Origin of the sequence: Rhodococcus sp. MEB041, assembly GCF_030208955.1 — a bacterium.
Classification (GTDB): Bacteria; Actinomycetota; Actinomycetes; order Mycobacteriales; family Mycobacteriaceae; genus Rhodococcoides.
Genome location: NZ_JARVSZ010000002.1, coordinates 380,617 through 398,135, shown reverse-complemented (window position 1 = coordinate 398,135; position 17,519 = coordinate 380,617). Strand labels below are relative to the sequence as shown.

17 protein-coding genes are annotated in these 17,519 nt (G+C 70.0%); 9 read left to right on the top strand and 8 right to left on the bottom strand.

What is annotated here, in order from left to right:
* The first annotated feature begins 77 nt into the window (after positions 1–77).
* Together QRN16_RS05835 and QRN16_RS05830 are read left to right on the top strand one after the other, a co-directional pair.
* Positions 78–890: a sensor domain-containing protein gene (locus QRN16_RS05835; protein ID WP_285185047.1), complete on the top strand. Its 813-nt coding sequence runs from the start codon at positions 78–80 to the stop codon at positions 888–890.
* A 3-nt stretch (positions 891–893) separates the two neighbouring features.
* The gene (locus QRN16_RS05830) at positions 894–1,544 is read left to right on the top strand and encodes a trimeric intracellular cation channel family protein (RefSeq protein WP_027505164.1); all 651 of its coding nucleotides are present in this window, start codon (positions 894–896) and stop codon (positions 1,542–1,544) included.
* A 1-nt stretch (position 1,545) separates the two neighbouring features.
* On the opposite strand, the gene dtd is transcribed toward QRN16_RS05830, so the two are convergent.
* Entirely contained in the window at positions 1,546–1,977 is a 432-nt protein-coding gene (gene dtd, locus QRN16_RS05825; protein WP_285185046.1) for a D-aminoacyl-tRNA deacylase, read from the bottom strand.
* Between the two features lie 138 nt (positions 1,978–2,115).
* On the opposite strand from dtd, the gene QRN16_RS05820 reads away from it, so the two are divergent.
* Positions 2,116–3,186 (top strand): DUF4192 domain-containing protein, encoded by a 1,071-nt coding sequence (locus QRN16_RS05820; protein ID WP_222630939.1) that lies wholly within the window; start codon positions 2,116–2,118, stop codon positions 3,184–3,186.
* Between the two features lie 9 nt (positions 3,187–3,195).
* Here QRN16_RS05820 and galE read toward each other — a convergent pair whose 3' ends face one another.
* Positions 3,196–4,179, bottom strand: a complete 984-nt coding sequence (gene galE / locus QRN16_RS05815) for a UDP-glucose 4-epimerase GalE (RefSeq protein WP_027505167.1) — start codon at positions 4,177–4,179, stop codon at positions 3,196–3,198.
* A 48-nt stretch (positions 4,180–4,227) separates the two neighbouring features.
* Positions 4,228–4,914: an iron-dependent transcriptional repressor DtxR gene (locus QRN16_RS05810; protein ID WP_027505168.1), complete on the bottom strand. Its 687-nt coding sequence runs from the start codon at positions 4,912–4,914 to the stop codon at positions 4,228–4,230.
* A 163-nt stretch (positions 4,915–5,077) separates the two neighbouring features.
* Here QRN16_RS05810 and QRN16_RS05805 point away from each other — a divergent pair, with 163 nt between their 5' ends.
* On the top strand, positions 5,078–6,343 hold the full coding sequence (locus tag QRN16_RS05805) for an acetoin utilization protein AcuC (protein ID WP_027505169.1): 1,266 nt from the start codon (positions 5,078–5,080) through the stop codon (positions 6,341–6,343).
* Positions 6,344–6,464: 121 nt separating this feature from the next.
* Positions 6,465–9,071: a bifunctional acetate--CoA ligase family protein/GNAT family N-acetyltransferase gene (locus QRN16_RS05800; RefSeq protein WP_285186037.1), complete on the top strand. Its 2,607-nt coding sequence runs from the start codon at positions 6,465–6,467 to the stop codon at positions 9,069–9,071.
* Positions 9,072–9,134: 63 nt separating this feature from the next.
* On the opposite strand, the gene QRN16_RS05795 is transcribed toward QRN16_RS05800, so the two are convergent.
* From QRN16_RS05795 to QRN16_RS05785, 3 genes are all read right to left on the bottom strand, one after another.
* Positions 9,135–10,103, bottom strand: a complete 969-nt coding sequence (locus QRN16_RS05795) for a sigma-70 family RNA polymerase sigma factor (protein ID WP_027505171.1) — start codon at positions 10,101–10,103, stop codon at positions 9,135–9,137.
* A 147-nt stretch (positions 10,104–10,250) separates the two neighbouring features.
* A complete protein-coding gene (locus QRN16_RS05790) occupies positions 10,251–11,741 on the bottom strand; it encodes a DUF7782 domain-containing protein (protein WP_285186034.1) in 1,491 nt (496 codons plus the stop codon).
* A gap of 87 nt (positions 11,742–11,828) precedes the next feature.
* Entirely contained in the window at positions 11,829–12,230 is a 402-nt protein-coding gene (locus QRN16_RS05785; RefSeq protein ID WP_056444840.1) for a DUF3099 domain-containing protein, read from the bottom strand.
* A gap of 94 nt (positions 12,231–12,324) precedes the next feature.
* Here QRN16_RS05785 and QRN16_RS05780 point away from each other — a divergent pair, with 94 nt between their 5' ends.
* Positions 12,325–12,561 (top strand): DUF3039 domain-containing protein, encoded by a 237-nt coding sequence (locus QRN16_RS05780; RefSeq protein ID WP_285185045.1) that lies wholly within the window; start codon positions 12,325–12,327, stop codon positions 12,559–12,561.
* Here the strand turns inward: QRN16_RS05780 and QRN16_RS05775 are convergent.
* Complete coding sequence (locus QRN16_RS05775) at positions 12,534–13,676, bottom strand: YihY/virulence factor BrkB family protein (protein ID WP_081821180.1); 1,143 nt, start codon at positions 13,674–13,676, stop codon at positions 12,534–12,536. The genes QRN16_RS05780 and QRN16_RS05775 overlap by 28 nt on opposite strands.
* 222 nt (positions 13,677–13,898) lie before the next feature.
* On the opposite strand from QRN16_RS05775, the gene QRN16_RS05770 reads away from it, so the two are divergent.
* A complete protein-coding gene (locus QRN16_RS05770) occupies positions 13,899–15,662 on the top strand; it encodes a DEAD/DEAH box helicase (RefSeq protein ID WP_027505175.1) in 1,764 nt (587 codons plus the stop codon).
* Positions 15,663–15,775: 113 nt separating this feature from the next.
* On the opposite strand, the gene QRN16_RS05765 is transcribed toward QRN16_RS05770, so the two are convergent.
* Positions 15,776–15,976 (bottom strand): DUF7455 domain-containing protein, encoded by a 201-nt coding sequence (locus QRN16_RS05765; protein ID WP_027505176.1) that lies wholly within the window; start codon positions 15,974–15,976, stop codon positions 15,776–15,778.
* A 242-nt stretch (positions 15,977–16,218) separates the two neighbouring features.
* On the opposite strand from QRN16_RS05765, the gene QRN16_RS05760 reads away from it, so the two are divergent.
* Together QRN16_RS05760 and QRN16_RS05755 are read left to right on the top strand one after the other, a co-directional pair.
* Positions 16,219–17,166 carry an EamA family transporter gene (locus tag QRN16_RS05760; protein WP_082544481.1) on the top strand — a complete coding sequence of 316 codons (948 nt, stop codon included), beginning with the start codon at positions 16,219–16,221 and terminating at the stop codon, positions 17,164–17,166.
* Complete coding sequence (locus tag QRN16_RS05755; RefSeq protein ID WP_027505177.1) at positions 17,163–17,510, top strand: DUF952 domain-containing protein; 348 nt, start codon at positions 17,163–17,165, stop codon at positions 17,508–17,510. Before QRN16_RS05760 ends, QRN16_RS05755 begins: the two co-directional genes overlap by 4 nt.
* Positions 17,511–17,519 lie beyond the last annotated feature (9 nt).

Here is a 17,519-nt window from a genome sequence, read left to right as displayed (position 1 = left end):
CGGGCGGGCGCCAGTGTGGCAGCGTCGAGGCCACGCACGGTCACCGGACGCCCGGGGACCTCACCGACAGGGGAGACATGCAGACGCGAGCGACGAGTACCGGTGCCACCAGCAGAGTGTCCGCGGTGCGTGCCGGTGCGCTGCTCGCCCTCGCCCTCGCCGCCGCCGTGCTGGCGGGATGCGGTGGCTCCACGGTGAGCGGGACGCCGGAGGCCGGCGGTCCGCCGCCCTCCGCCGCGCCGTCCAGCGCACCCGGATCGTCGTCGACCACCACCACACCGTCGAGCTCTCCGTCCAGCACCTCGGCGAGTCCCGACGCGGCGGGATCGCTGTCGGCCCTGCTCCTCGATCCCAGCACCTTCACGGCGCCGTACCAGGCCGTGGTGTTGCCCCCGCAGGCCGTGGCGCAGGCGGCTCAGGACCTCGACGGCATCGCGGCCGACGCGTCCGTCCAACCGACGGGATGCAAGCCCGAGGCACGATCGTCCGATCCCGACTCGACGGCACTGCTCGTCGCGACCGATCCCGACGACCGGGCCACCATCTCCATCGAGTTGTCCCGGGTGGACACGACGCTGGAGGATCGGAAGGCACTCTGGGAGCAGTGCTCCGAAGTCGAGGCCACCTCAGCCGGTGTGACGAGCCTGGTGACCACCGACATCGTCCCGCCGCCGCCCATCGGTGCCGACGACACCCTCGCGCTACGTCGTACCGTCACCTCCGGTGGCCAGGCGGGCGAGGTCACACAGTCCATGCTGTCGCTGCTCGCCCAGGTCGACGACGTCCGCGTCACGGCGACGTACATGTCCTTCGGGGAACTGACGCCCGACTCCGCCACGCTCGACCGCACGTTCACCGCCGCGGTGCAGAAGGTCAAGGCCGGGGGATAGCCCATGTCATGGGCAGTGCCCGAGCTGTTCCGGGTCCTCGACCTCACGGGTGTCTTCGCCAATGCCCTTCTCGGCGGCGCCGTCGCTCGGGCCTTCCGCTTCGACCTGGTCGGCTTCTCGGTTCTCGCCATCGTGTCGGGGCTCGGCGGCGGCATCATCCGCGACACGCTGCTCCAGGCCGGGCCGCCCGTCGCACTCACCGACTACCGCTATCTGACGGTGGCGCTGATCGGTGCCGTCGTCGCGTTCGCCGTGCGCTTCGAAGGGCGTGGGTGGGACCGCGTCTTCCCCTACGTCGACGCGCTGGCACTCGGCTGTTGGGCCGCGGCGGGAGCGCAGAAGACCCTGGGCGTCGGGCTCGGGTGGCTTCCGGCCATCGGGCTCGGCGCCGTCACCGCGGTGGGCGGCGGTGCGATCCGCGACGTCGCGGTGGGGCGCATCCCCACCATCTTCGGTGGCAACACGCTCTACGCGTCGTGCGCCCTGATCGCGAGCGCCACCCTCGTGGTGGTGCAGGCTGCAGGGCAACCGACGATAGCTCTGATCGCCGCGACCGTGGTCGGCGCGGCCCTGTGTCTCCTCGCGCGCCGTCGCGGCTGGATGTTGCCTGAGGAAGTGGTGTGGCGCCGTCCGCGGCGCCGACGAGGCCGCTGAGTCAGGGGCTGTCGACGAGGACGGTCATGGGCCCGTCGTTCACCGACTGCACCGCCATGTGCGCGCCGAACACACCCGTCGCGACCGTGATGCCGTGCACCCGGAGCGACGCCACCACCGCATCGACCAGCGGTTCTGCGACGTCGCCCGCCGCCGCACCGTTCCACGACGGCCGACGGCCCTTGCGCGTGTCCCCGTACAGCGTGAACTGGGACACGACGAGGACCTCGGCTGCGTCGGGATCGTCCGAGACGGATCGTTCGTCCGGCAGGATGCGGAGATCCGCGATCGTGCGGGCGACGTGCTCGACGTCCGCGGCGCCGTCCGACGGTGACACCCCGACGAGGGCCAGGAGTCCGGCGCCGATACGTCCGACCTCCACGCCGTCGACTCGAACGGTCGCTTCGCTCACTCGCTGGATCACTGCGCGCACGGTTGCCTCTCGTCGTCTCCTGACGAGTGTGGCAGCCGCGCGAGCGTCCATCCCCGGGCGCGGGCCGATCCACAGGCCGTTTCATCGGCCCAGGTCGACCCCGGAGGACCTGTCGGCCGCACGCGGACAGTCCTCCTCATGACTCGACGCCCGTACCCCGTTCCCCGCCATCGATCCCCGTCGTCCACGACGGCGGACCACCCCGTCGTGACGTCGGTGGGCGACCTCATCGCCGCCGTTCCGGCTCTGCTCGGCTTCGTGCCGGCGCGGTCCATCGTGCTCATCTGCCTCAGCACCGGCAGCCCCACCGTCGTGGAGATGTGCATGCGGCAGGACCTCTCCGACCGGCTCGACTCACCCGAGCTCGCCGACGTGATCGAGCGGTGCGGCGAGGTCTGCACGAGAGAGGGTCTGGACGCGGTCGTCGCGGTGCTGATCACCGGGTCGAAGTTCACGATGCCGTACGAGGTGGTGGCCGATGCGCTGCGGGACACACTCGACCCGCGCGGGATCGACCTGTTCGGTGTGCACCACGTGTCCCACCTGGCGGTCGGTCAGCGGTGGCGCAGCCTGGGTGGTGATCCGCGGTGCGGCACGCTGCCCGATCCCGGATCGTCGCAGGTCGCGGCGTCCCGCGTGATGGCGGGACGGCAGATCCGCACGTCCCGGTCGGAGATCGCGCTGCTGCTGCAACCCGTTCCGGAGTCGGAGTGCGAACGGTTCCGCAACAGCCGACTGCGGGTCGAGCTGGAGGACGGGCCGGTCGGCCACTCGGACCTGCTGGCGGACACGGTCGTCTTCCTCGAGGCACTGCACGCCTCCGACGAGCTCGACCACCTGACAGCGGCGCGCATCATGGTGGCGATCAGCACGATCGCGGTGCGGGACGCCGTTCTCGGCCTCGCGACGACCGCGCTGGGACCCACGGCCGAGGCGGTGTGGGTCGAGCTGACGCGGCGGGTCAGCGGACCGGACCGAGCGCACCCCGCGACGATGCTGGGGGCGTGGGCGTACCTGCGCGGAGACGGACCGCTCGCCGGGGTGGCGCTGCAGACGGCGTTGACCGCGGATCCGGAGTACCGCTTCGCGCAACTGCTGGACACGGCTCTGCAGAACGGTGTGCGACCCACCGTGGTGCGTGAGCTCGTGCTGTCCGCGCGGTCACTGGCGGAGGACCTGGGGGTCGAGTTGCCGCCGGACGCGGTGTGAGGCCCGGGGTCAGCGACGGGCGGAGTGCGCCCTGTCGCCGAGAGACTGCAGGAACGCCCAGGCGTCCGCGACGATCACGTCGAGATCGGTGAGCTCGGGCTTCCAGCCGAGCTCGGCCATGGCCTTCTCGCTCGACGCGACGAGCACTGCCGGATCGCCGGCTCGCCGGGGTGCGTCCGTGACGGCGATGTCGACGCCGGTGACGCGGCGGCACGCGTCGATGACCTCGCGCACCGAGAACCCTTCGCCACTACCCAGATTGAAGATCCGGTGACTCCCGGGGACGCTCTGGGACAGGGCGCGCAGGTGCGCGTCGGCCAGATCGCGGACGTGGATGTAGTCACGGACGGCCGTACCGTCCGGTGTCGGCCAATCGGTGCCGAACACCGAGATGGACTCACGGTGTCCGAGAGCGACCTGCAGGACGAGAGGAATGAGGTGGGTCTCGACGACACGGTTCTCGCCGAGACCGGCGTGTGCTCCGGCCACGTTGAAATATCGGAGGCTGGTCGCCCCGAACCCGTGCGCCGCGGTGTATCCCGTGATCGCGTGGTCGATCGCGAGCTTGCTGGCTCCGTACGGGTTGGTGGGCCGAGTGGGGAAGTCCTCCGTGATGGGCGTGCGCTCGGGCTCCCCGTACGTCGCGGCGGTCGAGGAGAACACGAGGCGCGGAACCTGGTGCTCGACGATGGCATCGAGCAGTTCCAGCGCCGCACCGAGGTTGCCGCGCCAGTACTTCTCCGGCTTCTCCACCGACTCGCCGACCAACGACTGAGCCGCGAAGTGGAGGACCCCGTCGACCTTCTCGCGTCCGAGCACGGACGAGACGACCTCGGCGACGGGGCCCTCGACGAACTCCGCACCCGAGGGCACCCCGTCGGCGTTGCCGGTGGACAGATCGTCGACCACGACGACGTCGTGATCGTTCTCCATCAGGACGGCCGCACACACACTGCCGACGTAGCCGGCGCCGCCGGTCACCACGAACTTCACTCGAACTCCGATTCCTGTGTCTGGGAACTCCGCGAGAGACCCGAGCAGCTAGATGGTGCGGACCTGAACGGCGTGCGCCATCTCCTCGGACAGGTCGACGTCGTCGTGGCCCGGCACGGTGATGGTGACCGCGCCCGGCGTGACGGACACGGTGACGCGCGCGTCCGGGACGACTCCGGCCTCGCGCAGGCGCGCGATCGTGTCGGGGTCGGACTGCACGTACTCCGCGAGGCGGCGCACCACCACGGCGGTGGGCGTTCCGGGCGCGATGTCGCTGAGGCGGACCAGGTCCTCCGGCTGCTCGGTCGGCCGGGACGAACCCAGCAGTGCGAGACCGGGAATCGGGTTTCCGTACGGCGAAGTGGTCGGGTTGTCCAGCACCTCGACCAGGCGCCGTTCGACCTCCTCGCTCATGACGTGCTCCCAGCGGCAGGCCTCGGCGTGCACGTCCTCCCAGCGCAGGCCGATCACGTCCACGAGCAGCCGCTCCGCGAGCCGGTGCTTGCGCATCACGGCGACCGCGAGCTCGCGGCCCTTCTCCGTCAACTGCAGATGCCGGTCGCCCGCGACCAGGAGCAGCCCGTCGCGCTCCATCCGGGCCACGGTCTGGCTCACGGTCGGTCCGCTCTGCTCGAGGCGCTCGGCGATGCGGGCGCGCAGGGGAACGACCCCTTCTTCTTCCAAGTCGTAGATGGTCCGGAGATACATCTCGGTGGTGTCCACCAGATCCTTCACAATCACACCCTTCGTCGTTGTGGATTCTACCGGTACGGACGGTTCACCGGTGGGTCCAGGTGCGGGCGTGGTGAGCCGCGGTGCGCCCGCCCTGCCACGACCCGTCGAGCAGGTGTGCGCGAGTCGATCACGAACGCCGAATCGGACACGTAGGTTGAGGGCCATGACTCTGCAGTCGTCCTCGACATCGCAGTCGCCTCCGGGGCAGCCCGCTCTGGTCTGGAGCGCGGACTACCTGAACTACCGGTGGAGCGACGACCACCCGATGAATCCCACCCGCCTGGCGCTCACCATGGATCTGGCACGGGGGATCGGCCTGCTCGAGGGGACCGAACTGCTGCCGCCGGAGGTCGCGTCGGACAGTGAGCTGTTGCGGGTGCACACACCGGGGTACGTCGAGGCGGTCAAGCGCGCGCCGCGTGACCTGCCGCTGGGTTCGCGGGCGTCCGAGGTGCTGCACGGTCTCGGATCCGAGGACAACCCGGTGTTCCCCGACATGCACGAGGCCAGTGCGGTGATCGCGGGTGGCACCCTCACCGCCGCGCGCGCCATCGCCTCGGGACGCTCGCGCCGCGCCGTGAGCATCGGCGGGGGCATGCACCACGCCATGGCGGACTGGGCGTCGGGCTTCTGCGTCTACAACGACGCGGCCATCGCCATCTCGTGGCTGCTCGACAACGGGTACGACCGCATCGCCTACATCGACGTGGACGCTCATCACGGTGACGGTGTCCAGGCGGCCTTCCTCGCCGATCCCCGCGTCATGACGGTCTCGGTGCACCAGCACCCGGCCACGCTGTGGCCCAACACCGGATGGTCCACCGAGGTGGGTGCCGACGCTGCGGAGGGCACCTCCGTCAACGTGCCGGTTCTCCCCGGCACGGGAGACCGGTTGTGGCTGAGGGCGTTTCACGCGGTCGTGCCCGGAGCGGTGGCGGCGTTCAAGCCGCAGATCATCATCAGCCAGTGCGGCGTGGACAGTCATCGCGAGGATCCGCTAGCCGATCTCGGACTCACCGTGGACGGGCAGCGCGCCGCGTTCCGTGCGATGCGCGATCTCGCCGACCAGGTCTGCGAGGGTCGGTGGCTCGCGGTGGGGGGTGGCGGATACGGGTTGGTGCGAGTGGTGCCACGTGCCTGGACCCATCTCATCGCCGCGGTGCTCGACCGCGATCTCGATCCGACGACGTCCATTCCGGACGAGTGGCACGAGAAGGTGCGGCTCGCCGCGCCGAGCATCGACCTGCCGTCCACGATGAGCGACGACGGCGACGTGGACTACCCGCCGTGGGACGGGCCGGGTGGTTCCCCGGAGTCGGGTGTCGAGCACGTCGATCGCGCCATCCAACGCATCGACACCGCCATCGTGGCCACCCGCCGCGCCGTCTACCCGCTGTGGGGACTCGACCCGGAGGATCCGCGTGACTGACGAGACGCCCGCACCCGAGACACCGACAGCGCAGACGGCACCGGACGCGCCGACGCCGCCGGATCCGAAGGAGCTCGAGCGGCAGCGGGCCGAGAACTACCCGCGGCACTGGGCCGCCGACGTGCTCGCGTCCGACGGCCGCGTGGTGCATCTGCGGCCGATCGTGCCCGGTGACGCCGACGCCCTGGTCGAGTTCCACGGCAAGCTGTCCGAGCGGACGCGGTACCTGCGCTACTTCGGTCCGTACCCCACCATGCCCAAGCGCGACATCCTCAACTTCACGACGGTCGATCACACGTCGCGGGTGGCCCTCGTCGCGACGCTCGGCGACGAGATCATCGCCGTCGGCCGGTACGAGCGCCTGCCGCAGGGCGACGGCAACTCCGCCGAGGTGGCCTTCGTCGTCGCCGACGCGCACCAGGGTCGTGGGCTCGGTCCGATCCTGCTCGAGCATCTGGCGGGGGCGGCCGCGGAGAACGGGGTGCGCCGCTTCGTCGCCGAGGTGCTCGCGGAGAACCGCAACATGGTCACCGTGTTCCGGCAGGCCGGCTACCAGGTCAGTCGCAGCTTCGACGGCGGCGTGCTCAACCTGGACTTCGACATCGATCCCAGCGACGCGCTCGTCCAGGTGCGCAACTCCCGCGAGCGCGCGGCCGAGGCCCGCAGTGTCCGCAACGTGCTCGGCCCACGCTCTGTCGCCGTCATCGGTGCCTCGACGGACCCCGAGAAGGTGGGCAACGCGGTGCTGACCAACCTGCTGCGCGCGTCGTTCACCGGACCCGTCTATCCCGTGAACGCGGAACACACGTCGGTGCGCGGAGTGCGCGCGTACCCGACGGTGCGGGACATTCCCGACGAGGTGGATCTCGCGGTGGCCGCCGTGCCGGCCGACCAGATCGACGCGGTGCTCGACGACTGTCTCGCCAAGGGCGTGAAGGCGCTGGTGGTGGTCTCGTCCGGGTTCGGTGAGACGGGAGAGGACGGGCGCGCGAACGAACGGCGCCTGGTGCACTCCGCTCGTGCACACGGCATGCGCCTGGTCGGCCCCAATGCTCTCGGCGTCGCGAACCTCGATCCCGCGGTGTCGCTCAACGCCACGCTGGCGACGGACCTCCCGGGTCGCGGACGCGTGGGCTTCTTCTGCCAGTCGGGTGCCCTGGGTATCGCCATCCTGGCGCAGGCGTCGAAACGGCTCCTGGGACTGTCGACGTTCGTCTCCGCCGGTAACCGCGCCGACCTGTCCGGCAACGACCTGCTGCAATACTGGGACCAGGACGAGGCCACCGAGGTGGTCCTGCTCTACCTCGAGAGCTTCGGCAACGCCCGCAAGTTCTGGCGCATCGCGCGCCGGGTCGCGCGGTCCAAGCCGATCGTCGCGGTCAAGAGCGGACGCGGAGCCGTGCCGCCCGCGCTGGCGACCGGCACGGACATCGACGACACGATCGTGCGTGCCCTCTTTGAGCAGGCGGGAGTGATCCAGGTCGACTCGATCGCGGAACTGTTCGACTGCGCCATCCTTCTGGGTTATCAGCCGCTGCCGGCAGGTCCGCGGGTCGCGGTGGTGGGCAACTCGACGGCGCTCGGCGTCCTCGCCGTCGACGCCGCACGCGACAGCGGCATGACCGCACCGGACCCGGTCGACGTGGGCGCGCAGGCCACGCCCGAGGAGTTCGCGGCCGCGGTCACCACGGCGCTGCGGTCGGACGACGTGGACACCGTTCTCGCGGTCTTCGTGCCTCCGGTCGCCGTCCGTGTCGCCTCCTACGCCGAGGCACTCGGCGCGGCGGTCCGCGGCGCCGACAAGCCGGTGCTGACGACCTTCCTCGCCGCCGAGGGCATTCCGGACGTGCTGGCGGTCCGCGGCGACGACGGAACGCCGATCCGCGGATCGGTGCCGTCGTATCCCGACCCGGCGCGGGCGGTCTACGCGCTGCAGAAGGCGTGGCGGTACGCCTCGTGGCTGAATCGACCGGCCGACAGCGTGGTGCGGCCCGGCGGCGTCGACGCCGACGCGGCGCGCGCACTGGTGGCCGGCTGGATGGCGGCCAGTCCCTCGGGGCGGTGGCTCTCGGACGTCGAGACCGAGCAGTTGCTGCGGTGCTACGGCGTGGAGATCGCCGCCTTCCGCACGGTGACGGACGAGGCCGAGGCGGTGGAGGCGGCCCGCGAGCTGGGAGGACCCGTCGCGGTGAAGGCCACCGGCGATCAGTGGCGACACCGCCCCGACCTGAGCGGAGTCCGCCTCGACGTCGTGGGGCCGGACGCCGTCGCCCGCGCGTACCGGGATCTGTTCGAGGCATCGGGCACCCCGGTGATGCAGGTGCAGCGGATGGCGACCAAGGGGATCGGGTGCCTGGTGCGGGTCCAGGACGATCCGTCGTTCGGCTCACTGGTGTCGTTCGGGCTGTCCGGCATCATGTCGGATCTGTTGGGAGACAGGGCGTACCGTGTGCTCCCACTCACCGAGAGGGAAGCCGCGGAGCTCATCGACGCGCCGCGGGCCGCGCCGATGCTGTCGGGGTACCGCACCGCGTCCCCGGTGAACAAGGGCGCGCTGGTGGACGTCGTGCTCCGGGTCTCCACACTGGCGGACGATCTGTCCGAGGTGCGCGAGCTGGTGTGCGACCCGGTCCTCGCGTCACCGAGTGGCGCGGAGACCACCGACGCACGGATCCGCATCGGGCCCGAGCCCAGCCGTATCGATCTGGGCCCCCGTCGCCTGCGCTGAGCCCGTCAACGACGACAGGCCCCCGGCGAGAGCCGGGGGCCTGTCTCGTGATGCGGGGGACGATCAGCTGGCGTAGGACCGCAGTCGCTCGGCGCGGTCGCCCTGACGCAGCTTGCCCATGACCTCACGCTCGATCTGGCGTACGCGCTCACGCGAGAGGCCGAACAGCTTGCCGATCTGGTCGAGGGTACGCGGCTGACCGTCGTCGAGGCCGTAGCGCAACCGGATGACCTGTTGCTCACGCTCGTCCAGCGTGGCGAGCACGCTGCGCACGTCGGTGTGCAGCAGCCCGGCGATCACGGCGTTCTCGGCGGACGTGGCCTCCGAGTCCTCGATGAAGTCGCCCAGCGGTGCCTCCTCGTCGCTGCCCACGGGCATGTCGAGCGACACCGGGTCTCGGCTGTGGTCGAGCAGATCCGCGATCTTCTCGACCGGGATGCCGGACTCCTCGGCGAGCTCGTCGTCTGTGGCCTCGCGGCCGAGCTGCTGGTGCAGCTCACGCTTGATCCGCGCGAGCTTGTTCACCTGCTCCACCAGGTGCACGGGGAGACGAATGGTGCGGCTCTGGTCCGCCATGCCGCGCGTGATTGCCTGACGGATCCACCAGGTGGCGTACGTCGAGAACTTGAAGCCCTTGGCGTAGTCGAACTTCTCCATCGCACGGATGAGACCCAGGTTGCCCTCCTGGATGAGGTCCAGCAGCGGCATCCCGCGGCCCGTGTAGCGCTTGGCGAGTGAGACGACGAGACGGAGGTTGGCCTCGAGGAGGTGTGCCCGAGCGGACTGGCCCTCGCGGACGATGAGCGCGAGGTCACGCTTCTTGGCGGGGGAGAGGCGCTTGCCGGTCGCGAGCACATGGGTCGCGTACAAACCCACCTCGATCTTCTTCGCCAGATCGACTTCCTCCGCGGCCGTCAGCAGAGCCGTGCGGCCGATACCGTTGAGGTAGACGCGAACGAGGTCCGCTGCCGGGCTCTGTGCATCCAGGTCGGCATCACTCGGTCGAGGGCGAATGGTGGTGGGGCTGGTCATGACGTGCCTCCTGATCGGTGGTGTCTCACTGGCTACAACGCCGGGACACGTCAGAAAAGTTCCCGAAGCCCACCTCCGTCAAACACTCTGAGCTGCGGTTTCACCACCTCAGCCCTGAGAAGTTGCTGAGAGAAACGACTGCTCGGCTCAGGTGGGGATCACCAACCCGTGCACGACGAGCCCCGCGACCAACGCGACGACCGAGTCCGTCAGCTCCGCGGCGTCCACACCGCGTGCGGCCGCGAGAAGCTCGGTGAGGTCGCCGACCGTCAGTCCGCCCGCGCGCATCCCGGCCAGGAGTGCCGCCCCGTCCGCGTCGATCTCGTGGGACCACGCGGGCCCGTCGCCGCGGTGGACCCGGCGTACGACGGTGGTCCACCCACCGTCCGGATCGGGGGTGGAGACCTCCTCGAGTGCCGTGGTCGGGGCGACGGCCACACACTCGTCGAGCAGATCGTGTGTGCGGAGCCAGTCCACCCGGTCCAGGACGTCGAGTGCCTCGTCGCCGAGGGGATCCTCGTACCCGTGCATCAGGTCCTCCGCGAGGACGCTGGTGGGCCGGTCGGTCCGGCGGAGGTACACGAAGCCGAAGCCGACACCCGTGACGCCGGCGGCGTCGAGGTGATCGAGCCAGGCGGTCGCCGTCTCGTCGACGGCCGGGTCTCGCAGATCGAGGCCACCGTCCCGCAGCCACGTGCCCACGTAGAGAGCGGGGTCCGCGATGTCGCGCTGCACTATCCACGCGTCGACACCGTGGTCCGGCAGCCAGGAGGCGACCCGTGACCGCCAGTCCTCACCGTCCACGTGAACCCAGGAGGCGAGCAACGAGGCGGTCCCGCCGGGAGCGAGATGCTCTGGTGCCGCTCCCACGACGAGGCTGCTGGCACCGTCGAGGTCCAGGCCGGAATCGCGGTAGGAGTGGGAGACTCGGCCCGATCCGACGACGAAGGGCGGGTTGGCGACGATGCGATCGAAGGTCCGCCCCGCGACGGGTGCGAACCACGAGCCCGGGATCGTCTCGAAGTCCAGACCGTTGAGGGCAGCCGTCATGCGGGTGAGGGCGATGGCACGATCACTGACGTCGGTGGCGGTGATCGACCGGGCGTACGGCGCCGCGTGGAGCGCCTGGATGCCGCAGCCGGTACCGAGATCCAGGACGGTGGGCGGACTCCCGTCGACACGGGTGGGTGTCCCGCGGACCAGCGACAGCGACGCGTGCCCGACGCCGAGCACGTGATCGGATCCGATACGGACGTCGCGCATGCTGCCGTCGATGTCGGACACCACCCACCGCGTGCCCGTGCCGAGATCGAGGGGGCGGATGTCGAGCAGACTGCGCACGGAGTCGCTGCCGGTCTCGAGGAGGCCGGCAGCGACCGCCCCGTCGAGTGTCGTCGGAGCGAGGGCGGTGGTCGCGGCGTCGATCGCCACGTCGTCGGAGAGCAGGAACAGCCGGACGAGCGTGCCGAGTGGACCGAGTTCTCCGCAGCGGCGACGCACCGGTGCGGGTTCGCCACGTCCCAACGCGGCATGGACCGAGTCGCCCAGTGCCTCCAGGATCCCGTCCGCGGTGAAGTCCGCTCGGTCGAACGCGACCCGCAACGTGGACGCGAGGTCGACGAGGCGGTCTGCGTCCACCGGGACGGACGGGGGAGGCGAGGTGCGGTGGTTCGAGTCGGTCACCGCGCCAGTGTGTCAGCAGACCGATCTCGGCACGGACCCGTCTCAGGACGTGGCGCGCGGATTCGAGATCGCGCGGCGGTCGAGATCGGGTTCCTCGTCGAGGTTCACCACCGGGTGGCTGCGGGCCTCCAGCGCGGTGGAGTCGGTCGCCCGCCAGCCGTAGCGGCTGGGCTCGTCCGCGGTCCGCGGCGGTCGGTCGTTGGCGATCAGGACTGCCATCCACGGGAGAGGAATGGACACGCCGACGATGGCCATGGCGATCCACGGGTTCTGCCACGCGCCGTACGACAGCGCCGCGAGGACCAGCGCCGGGATACGGAAAGACATGATGAAGAGGTATTTGCGCACGCGCGCTCGGTGCTGTTCCTCGACCGACGTTCGTGCCTCGGTGATCAGTACGGCCTCGCGAACGCTGTCGCGGGGTGAGATGCCGTCGTGTGCCATGACTCCACTGTGTCACTACTGAACGAAGTGTGCAGTAATCGGAGGTGGTGAGATGTGCGACGCGCGTGTCGGGAACAACCGTCATAATCGATGCATGAGCACGCAGACCAAGGAACGCCCCGACGTCAGCACCGACGAGACCACCAACGACGACACTCCGAAGTTCTTCCACTACGTGAAGAAGAACCGCATCGCCGAGAGCGCGGTGATGGGCACCCACGTCGTCGCACTGTGCGGCGAGGTCTTTCCCGTCACGAAGTCGGCCAAGCCCGGGTCACCCGTGTGCCCCGACTGCAAGAAGGTCTACGACGGCTTGCGCAAGGGCGAGTGATCCTGCCGATCACGCGTCACCTGACGCTTCTCCGGTGACTCGCCGCCGTCCCGATCCGACCGTGCGATGCGGATCGGGCCGGTGGCCAGCCGGCCGAGAGCGCCGACGGTGCCCGCACCCGGATCGGCTGCCTTCTCGGCGATCCATCCCTTGACCTGGTCCATGCGTGTGGCGCGCGCCGGCCAGAACTCCTGGACCGTGGCGTTGAACTCCGCCCCCAGCACCACCGCGAATCCCAGGAAGAACGTGAAGAGCAGGAAGGCGATCGGAGCCGCGAGCGCGCCGTAGGTGTAGCCCGTTCCGGTCACCCAGGACAGGTAGGTGCGCAGCACCGCACTCGCCAGCATGAAGAACACTCCGGCCAGCAGCGATCCGCCGAGCAGGCGGTGCCACGGCAGCGAGGTGTGCAGAGCCACCTTGTAGAGCGTCGTCAGGCCGACGATGAGCAGCAGTCCGACACCCGGGTAGTACGCGATGTCGATCACCTGCGAGCCGATCTCGAACCACGACGACGGCAGCACCCGACCGATGATGGTGGGCCCCAGCGCGACGAGGGGCAGGACGAACACCGCGACGATCAGGAACGCGACGTACAGCAGCAGAGCGAAGATGCGCTGCCACACGGGGTTGCGCGCGTCCTGCTGACCGTGTGCCTCGACGATGGAGTCGACGAAGGTGGAGATCGCCGACGAGCCGGCCCACAACGACAGCAGGAAGCCCACGGACACGACGGGACCGTGTCCGCTGTTGAGGATGTCCGTCAGCGTGGGGGCGATGATCTCGTCCACGACGTTGTCGCTGAACAGCGTGGAGCTGAACGTCACGATCTTCGACTCGATGATGTCGAGAGTGTTCGGTCCGAACCACCCCGCGATGTAGGTGAGGCTGCCGAGGAGTGCGAGCACCAGCGGCGGCAGCGACAGGGTCTGCCAGAAGGCGGCGGTGGCGGACTTGCCGAAGATGGAGTCGTCCCACGCCTTGCCCGCCGTCCTCGCGACGACGCGCCAGGCCGTGCGCAGCGGCCGTCCCGGGACGGGACCGGGCCCCGGCTCTCCGTCGGGCGTCGACGCTGCCGCGGTGTCCCGATCGGACGTGTTGTCGGCGGGTGCGCTCATGATGACTCCAGCATGGCCCACCGGCGTCGCTCGGGCACGTCCCGGCCCGGTGTGTCGCCGTCGCGGGCACCGGCGGCGACGTGCGCATTGGTGGGCGCGCCGACGTCCGCGATAGTCTGATCGACGGATGTGCACACGAGACGACGAGCCGAACGGGAGTTCCATGCCACGGGTGGTTCGCATCCTTTCAGGTGGACGTACGGCGCCGGACGAGGCCCGTTCATGACGGCCGAGATCGGCGAGAAGGTCGACAGCGCAGGAGGTCTCCCTGTGACAGGGCCGGCCGGAGTCGCCCTGCCGCCACTGCGCGCCTGGCAGCGGCGAGCGCTCACGAAGTACCTGTCGGCGGGTCCGACCGACTTCCTGGCCGTCGCCACGCCGGGAGCCGGCAAGACCACGTTCGCGCTCCGCGTGGCGCTCGAGCTGCTGAGCGACCGCACCGTGGACCAGGTCACGGTCGTCGCTCCCACCGAGCACCTCAAGCACCAGTGGGCGGAGGCGGCGGCGCGCGTCGGACTCGCCCTCGACTCCCGCTTCTCCAACAGCACCGGGCAGACGTCCAGCGACTTCCACGGCATCGTCGTCACGTACGCACAGGTGGCGTCGCACCCTTCCCGCCACCGGGTGCGGACCGAGAACCGCAAGACGCTCGTGATCCTCGACGAGATCCACCACGGCGGTGACGCCAAGAGCTGGGGCGAGGGCATCCGCGAGGCCTACGGCGACGCGACGCGCCGCCTGGCACTGACGGGAACGCCCTTCCGCAGCGACGACAGCCCCATTCCTTTCGTGAACTACGAGCCGGACGACGAGGGCCTGCCCCGGTCGCGCCCGGACCACAGCTACGGCTACGCCGACGCGCTGGCGGACGGTGTCGTGCGGCCGGTCGTCTTCCTCGCGTACTCGGGCGAGGCACGCTGGCGCAACAGTGCGGGCGAGGAGTTCGCCGCCCGTCTCGGGGAGCCGCTCAGCGCCGAGCAGACGGCGCGGGCCTGGCGTACCGCTCTCGACCCGTCCGGCGAGTGGGTGCCGTCGGTGCTCGCCGCGGCCAACACCCGGCTGCACCAACTCCGGCAGGGCGGCATTCCCGACGCGGGTGGCCTCGTCATCGCGTCGGATCAGACCACCGCGCGCGCCTACGCGGGAATCCTCGAGGCGGCGACGGGGGAGACCCCGACGCTCGTGCTGTCCGACGATCCCGGGTCCTCGGCCCGCATCGCCGAGTTCGGCGCGGGAACGTCGACCTGGATGGTGGCCGTGCGCATGGTGTCGGAGGGGGTGGACGTCCCGCGCCTCGCGGTCGGCGTCTACGCGACCAGCGCCTCCACACCGCTGTACTTCGCCCAGGCCGTCGGGCGCTTCGTGCGTTCTCGCCGCAAGGGTGAGACGGCGAGCGTGTTCCTGCCCTCGGTGCCGGTGCTCCTGGACCTGGCCAGCCAGCTCGAGGCGCAGCGCGACCACGTCATCGGGAAGCCGCACCGGGAGAAGGACGGTCTCGATGACGACCTGCTCATCGAGGCGAACCAGCAGAAGGACGAGCCCGGCGAGGAGGAGAAGGCGTTCACCTCGCTCGGTGCCGACGCAGAGCTCGACCAGGTGATCTTCGACGGCTCCTCCTTCGGCACCGCGACGTTCTCGGGCAGCGACGACGAGGCGGACTATCTCGGCCTGCCGGGCCTGTTGGACGGCGACCAGATGCGCGCGCTGTTGCGGAAACGGCAGGAGACGCAGCTGGCACGCCCGGCGACGCCCACGGAGACTCCGGCTCCGGTCACCCTCCCGCCCGCCGGGCGGTCCGCGGACGCCGCGAAGCTGGCAGATCTGCGCAAGGAGCTCAACGGCCTGGTGGCGATGCATCACCACCGCACCGGCAAGGCCCACGGCATCATCCACGGCGAACTCCGACGGAGCTGTGGTGGGCCGCCCACCGCGATCGCGACGGCGGAGCAGCTCACCGAGAGGATCTCGGCCCTGCGTTCGTGGTGATCGCAGCACTGCACGAGCCCCGCGCACGACGAAGGGCGACCACCGGATCGGTGGTCGCCCTTCGTGGTGTCAGGAGTCGAGTGCTGATGCTGTGGGACCGAGTGCCCCGGTCATCACGCCATGGCGTCGGAATCCGCGTCAGCGACGATGGTGGCGTTCATCTCGAGGAGACGCGCTTCGTGCTCGTTGGCGTGGTGACGGCAGAACAGCAGTTCTCCGCCGGTGGGGAGGACGGCACGCACCCGCGCTCCCGCTCCGCAACGATCACACCTGTCGGCAGCGGTGAGGGTGGTGTCGGTCAACAATTCGGGCATGACTCCTCCGTACTGACCGTGACTACCACGGTCCTGGGGTCGGTCCGCCACGTCGGTTCGACGCGGTTCGTTCACTCTTACAGACGTATGGGGTTCGTGCGTTGTTCCCACGCGGATGGCCGTGTGTTGTCACAGACACGAAACATGCTGGTGAATCACGTCCCTCCCGAGCATCGTTCGCTGTCGGCAGAACTCACCTGCCCCTGTGCGCCCGTGTCGCGACCGGTGGATACGGTTCGACCATGACGGATGTGGACGCGCGCGGCCTCGCGTCGGTGGGGCGTTCGTTCCCGCCGTGGTCGGTGCCGTTCGTCTTCGTGGTCGGAGCGCTCGCGCAGTATCTCGGTGCCGCCATCGGCGTCCATCTGTTCGACACCATCTCGCCGGCGGCCGTGGCGTGGCTGCGCGCGGCAGGCGCAGCGGCCGTTCTGCTGGCCTGGCGTCGTCCCTGGCGCACGCGATGGACGGCCCGCACCATCGCGGTGGCCGGTGGGTTCGGTGTCGTCACGGTGGGAATGAACCTGGCGTTCTACGAGGCGATCGCCCGCATCCCGTTGGGCACCGCCGTGGCGATCGAGTTCCTCGGTCCTGTCCTCGTCGCCGCACTCGGATCGCGGCGCGCTCGCGACGTGCTCGCACTCGTCCTGGTGGTCGCGGGAGTCGCGCTGGTGGCCGGAGCGCGATTCGACGTGGGCCTGGTCGGGGTCGGTTTCGCACTCCTCGCCGCCGGACTGTGGGCCGGCTACGTGGTGCTCGGGAAGTCGGTCGCGACGGCGGGCGACGGGCTGGACTCCCTCGCCGTCGGCATGGCGGTGGCGTCGGTGATCCTCGCCCCGCTCGCGTTGACGCCCCAGGTACTCGACGATCCGTCGGTGTTCACCGCGCCGTCCACGTGGCTGCTGGGTGTCGGGGTGGGTGTGTTGTCGAGCGTGATCCCCTACGCGCTCGACCAGGTGGTCCTGCGCACGGTCGGACGGGCACGGTTCGCGTTGTTGCTCGCGTTGCTGCCCACCACTGCGACGGTGGTCGGCGTCGTGGTGCTGAGGCAGGTGCCCTCGATCGCCGAACTCGCGGGCATCCTGTGTGTGATCGTCGCCGTCGCGCTGGGCGGTGTGGAACGACGCGCACGACCGGCGCCGCCGGCCGACACGACGCGACTGCAGGACCCGACACGAGAGGACGGCCGATGACCGAGATCCTGGTACACATGTGCCCGGCGGCGGACTGGGAGGCGAGTGTGGCCGCGGGGGAGGTGGCACCCGCGTCGCTCGCCGAGCAGGGGTTCGTCCATCTGTCGACGCCGCAGCAGGTTCATCTCCCGGCCAACCGGCTGTTCGCCGGGCGCCGGGACATCGTGCTCCTGTCGTTGGACCCCACTCGACTGAAGGACCGTCTGGAATGGGAGCCGGGAGTACCCGGCGATCCGAGTTCGATGCTGTTCCCGCACCTCTACGGACCGGTCCCGCTGACCGCGGTGGTCGAGGTGCAGCCCTACCTGCCCGACGACGACGGGACGTTCGTCGCCGTCGGGTGAGGTGCGGAA

What these genes read in the sequence shown, in the direction of transcription:
- QRN16_RS05785 (WP_056444840.1), bottom strand. Translation starts at nt 12,230, where the DNA reads ATGGCACACGACGGCATCTCACCCCGCGACAGCGTTCGCGAGGCCGTA.
- QRN16_RS05770 (WP_027505175.1), top strand. Translation starts at nt 13,899, where the DNA reads ATGACGGCCGAGATCGGCGAGAAGGTCGACAGCGCAGGAGGTCTCCCT.
- QRN16_RS05835 (WP_285185047.1), top strand. Translation starts at nt 78, where the DNA reads ATGCAGACGCGAGCGACGAGTACCGGTGCCACCAGCAGAGTGTCCGCG.
- QRN16_RS05830 (WP_027505164.1), top strand. Translation starts at nt 894, where the DNA reads ATGTCATGGGCAGTGCCCGAGCTGTTCCGGGTCCTCGACCTCACGGGT.
- QRN16_RS05760 (WP_082544481.1), top strand. Translation starts at nt 16,219, where the DNA reads ATGACGGATGTGGACGCGCGCGGCCTCGCGTCGGTGGGGCGTTCGTTC.
- QRN16_RS05775 (WP_081821180.1), bottom strand. Translation starts at nt 13,676, where the DNA reads ATGAGCGCACCCGCCGACAACACGTCCGATCGGGACACCGCGGCAGCG.
- QRN16_RS05805 (WP_027505169.1), top strand. Translation starts at nt 5,078, where the DNA reads ATGACTCTGCAGTCGTCCTCGACATCGCAGTCGCCTCCGGGGCAGCCC.
- QRN16_RS05780 (WP_285185045.1), top strand. Translation starts at nt 12,325, where the DNA reads ATGAGCACGCAGACCAAGGAACGCCCCGACGTCAGCACCGACGAGACC.
- QRN16_RS05755 (WP_027505177.1), top strand. Translation starts at nt 17,163, where the DNA reads ATGACCGAGATCCTGGTACACATGTGCCCGGCGGCGGACTGGGAGGCG.
- QRN16_RS05765 (WP_027505176.1), bottom strand. Translation starts at nt 15,976, where the DNA reads ATGCCCGAATTGTTGACCGACACCACCCTCACCGCTGCCGACAGGTGT.
- QRN16_RS05820 (WP_222630939.1), top strand. Translation starts at nt 2,116, where the DNA reads ATGACTCGACGCCCGTACCCCGTTCCCCGCCATCGATCCCCGTCGTCC.
- QRN16_RS05795 (WP_027505171.1), bottom strand. Translation starts at nt 10,103, where the DNA reads ATGACCAGCCCCACCACCATTCGCCCTCGACCGAGTGATGCCGACCTG.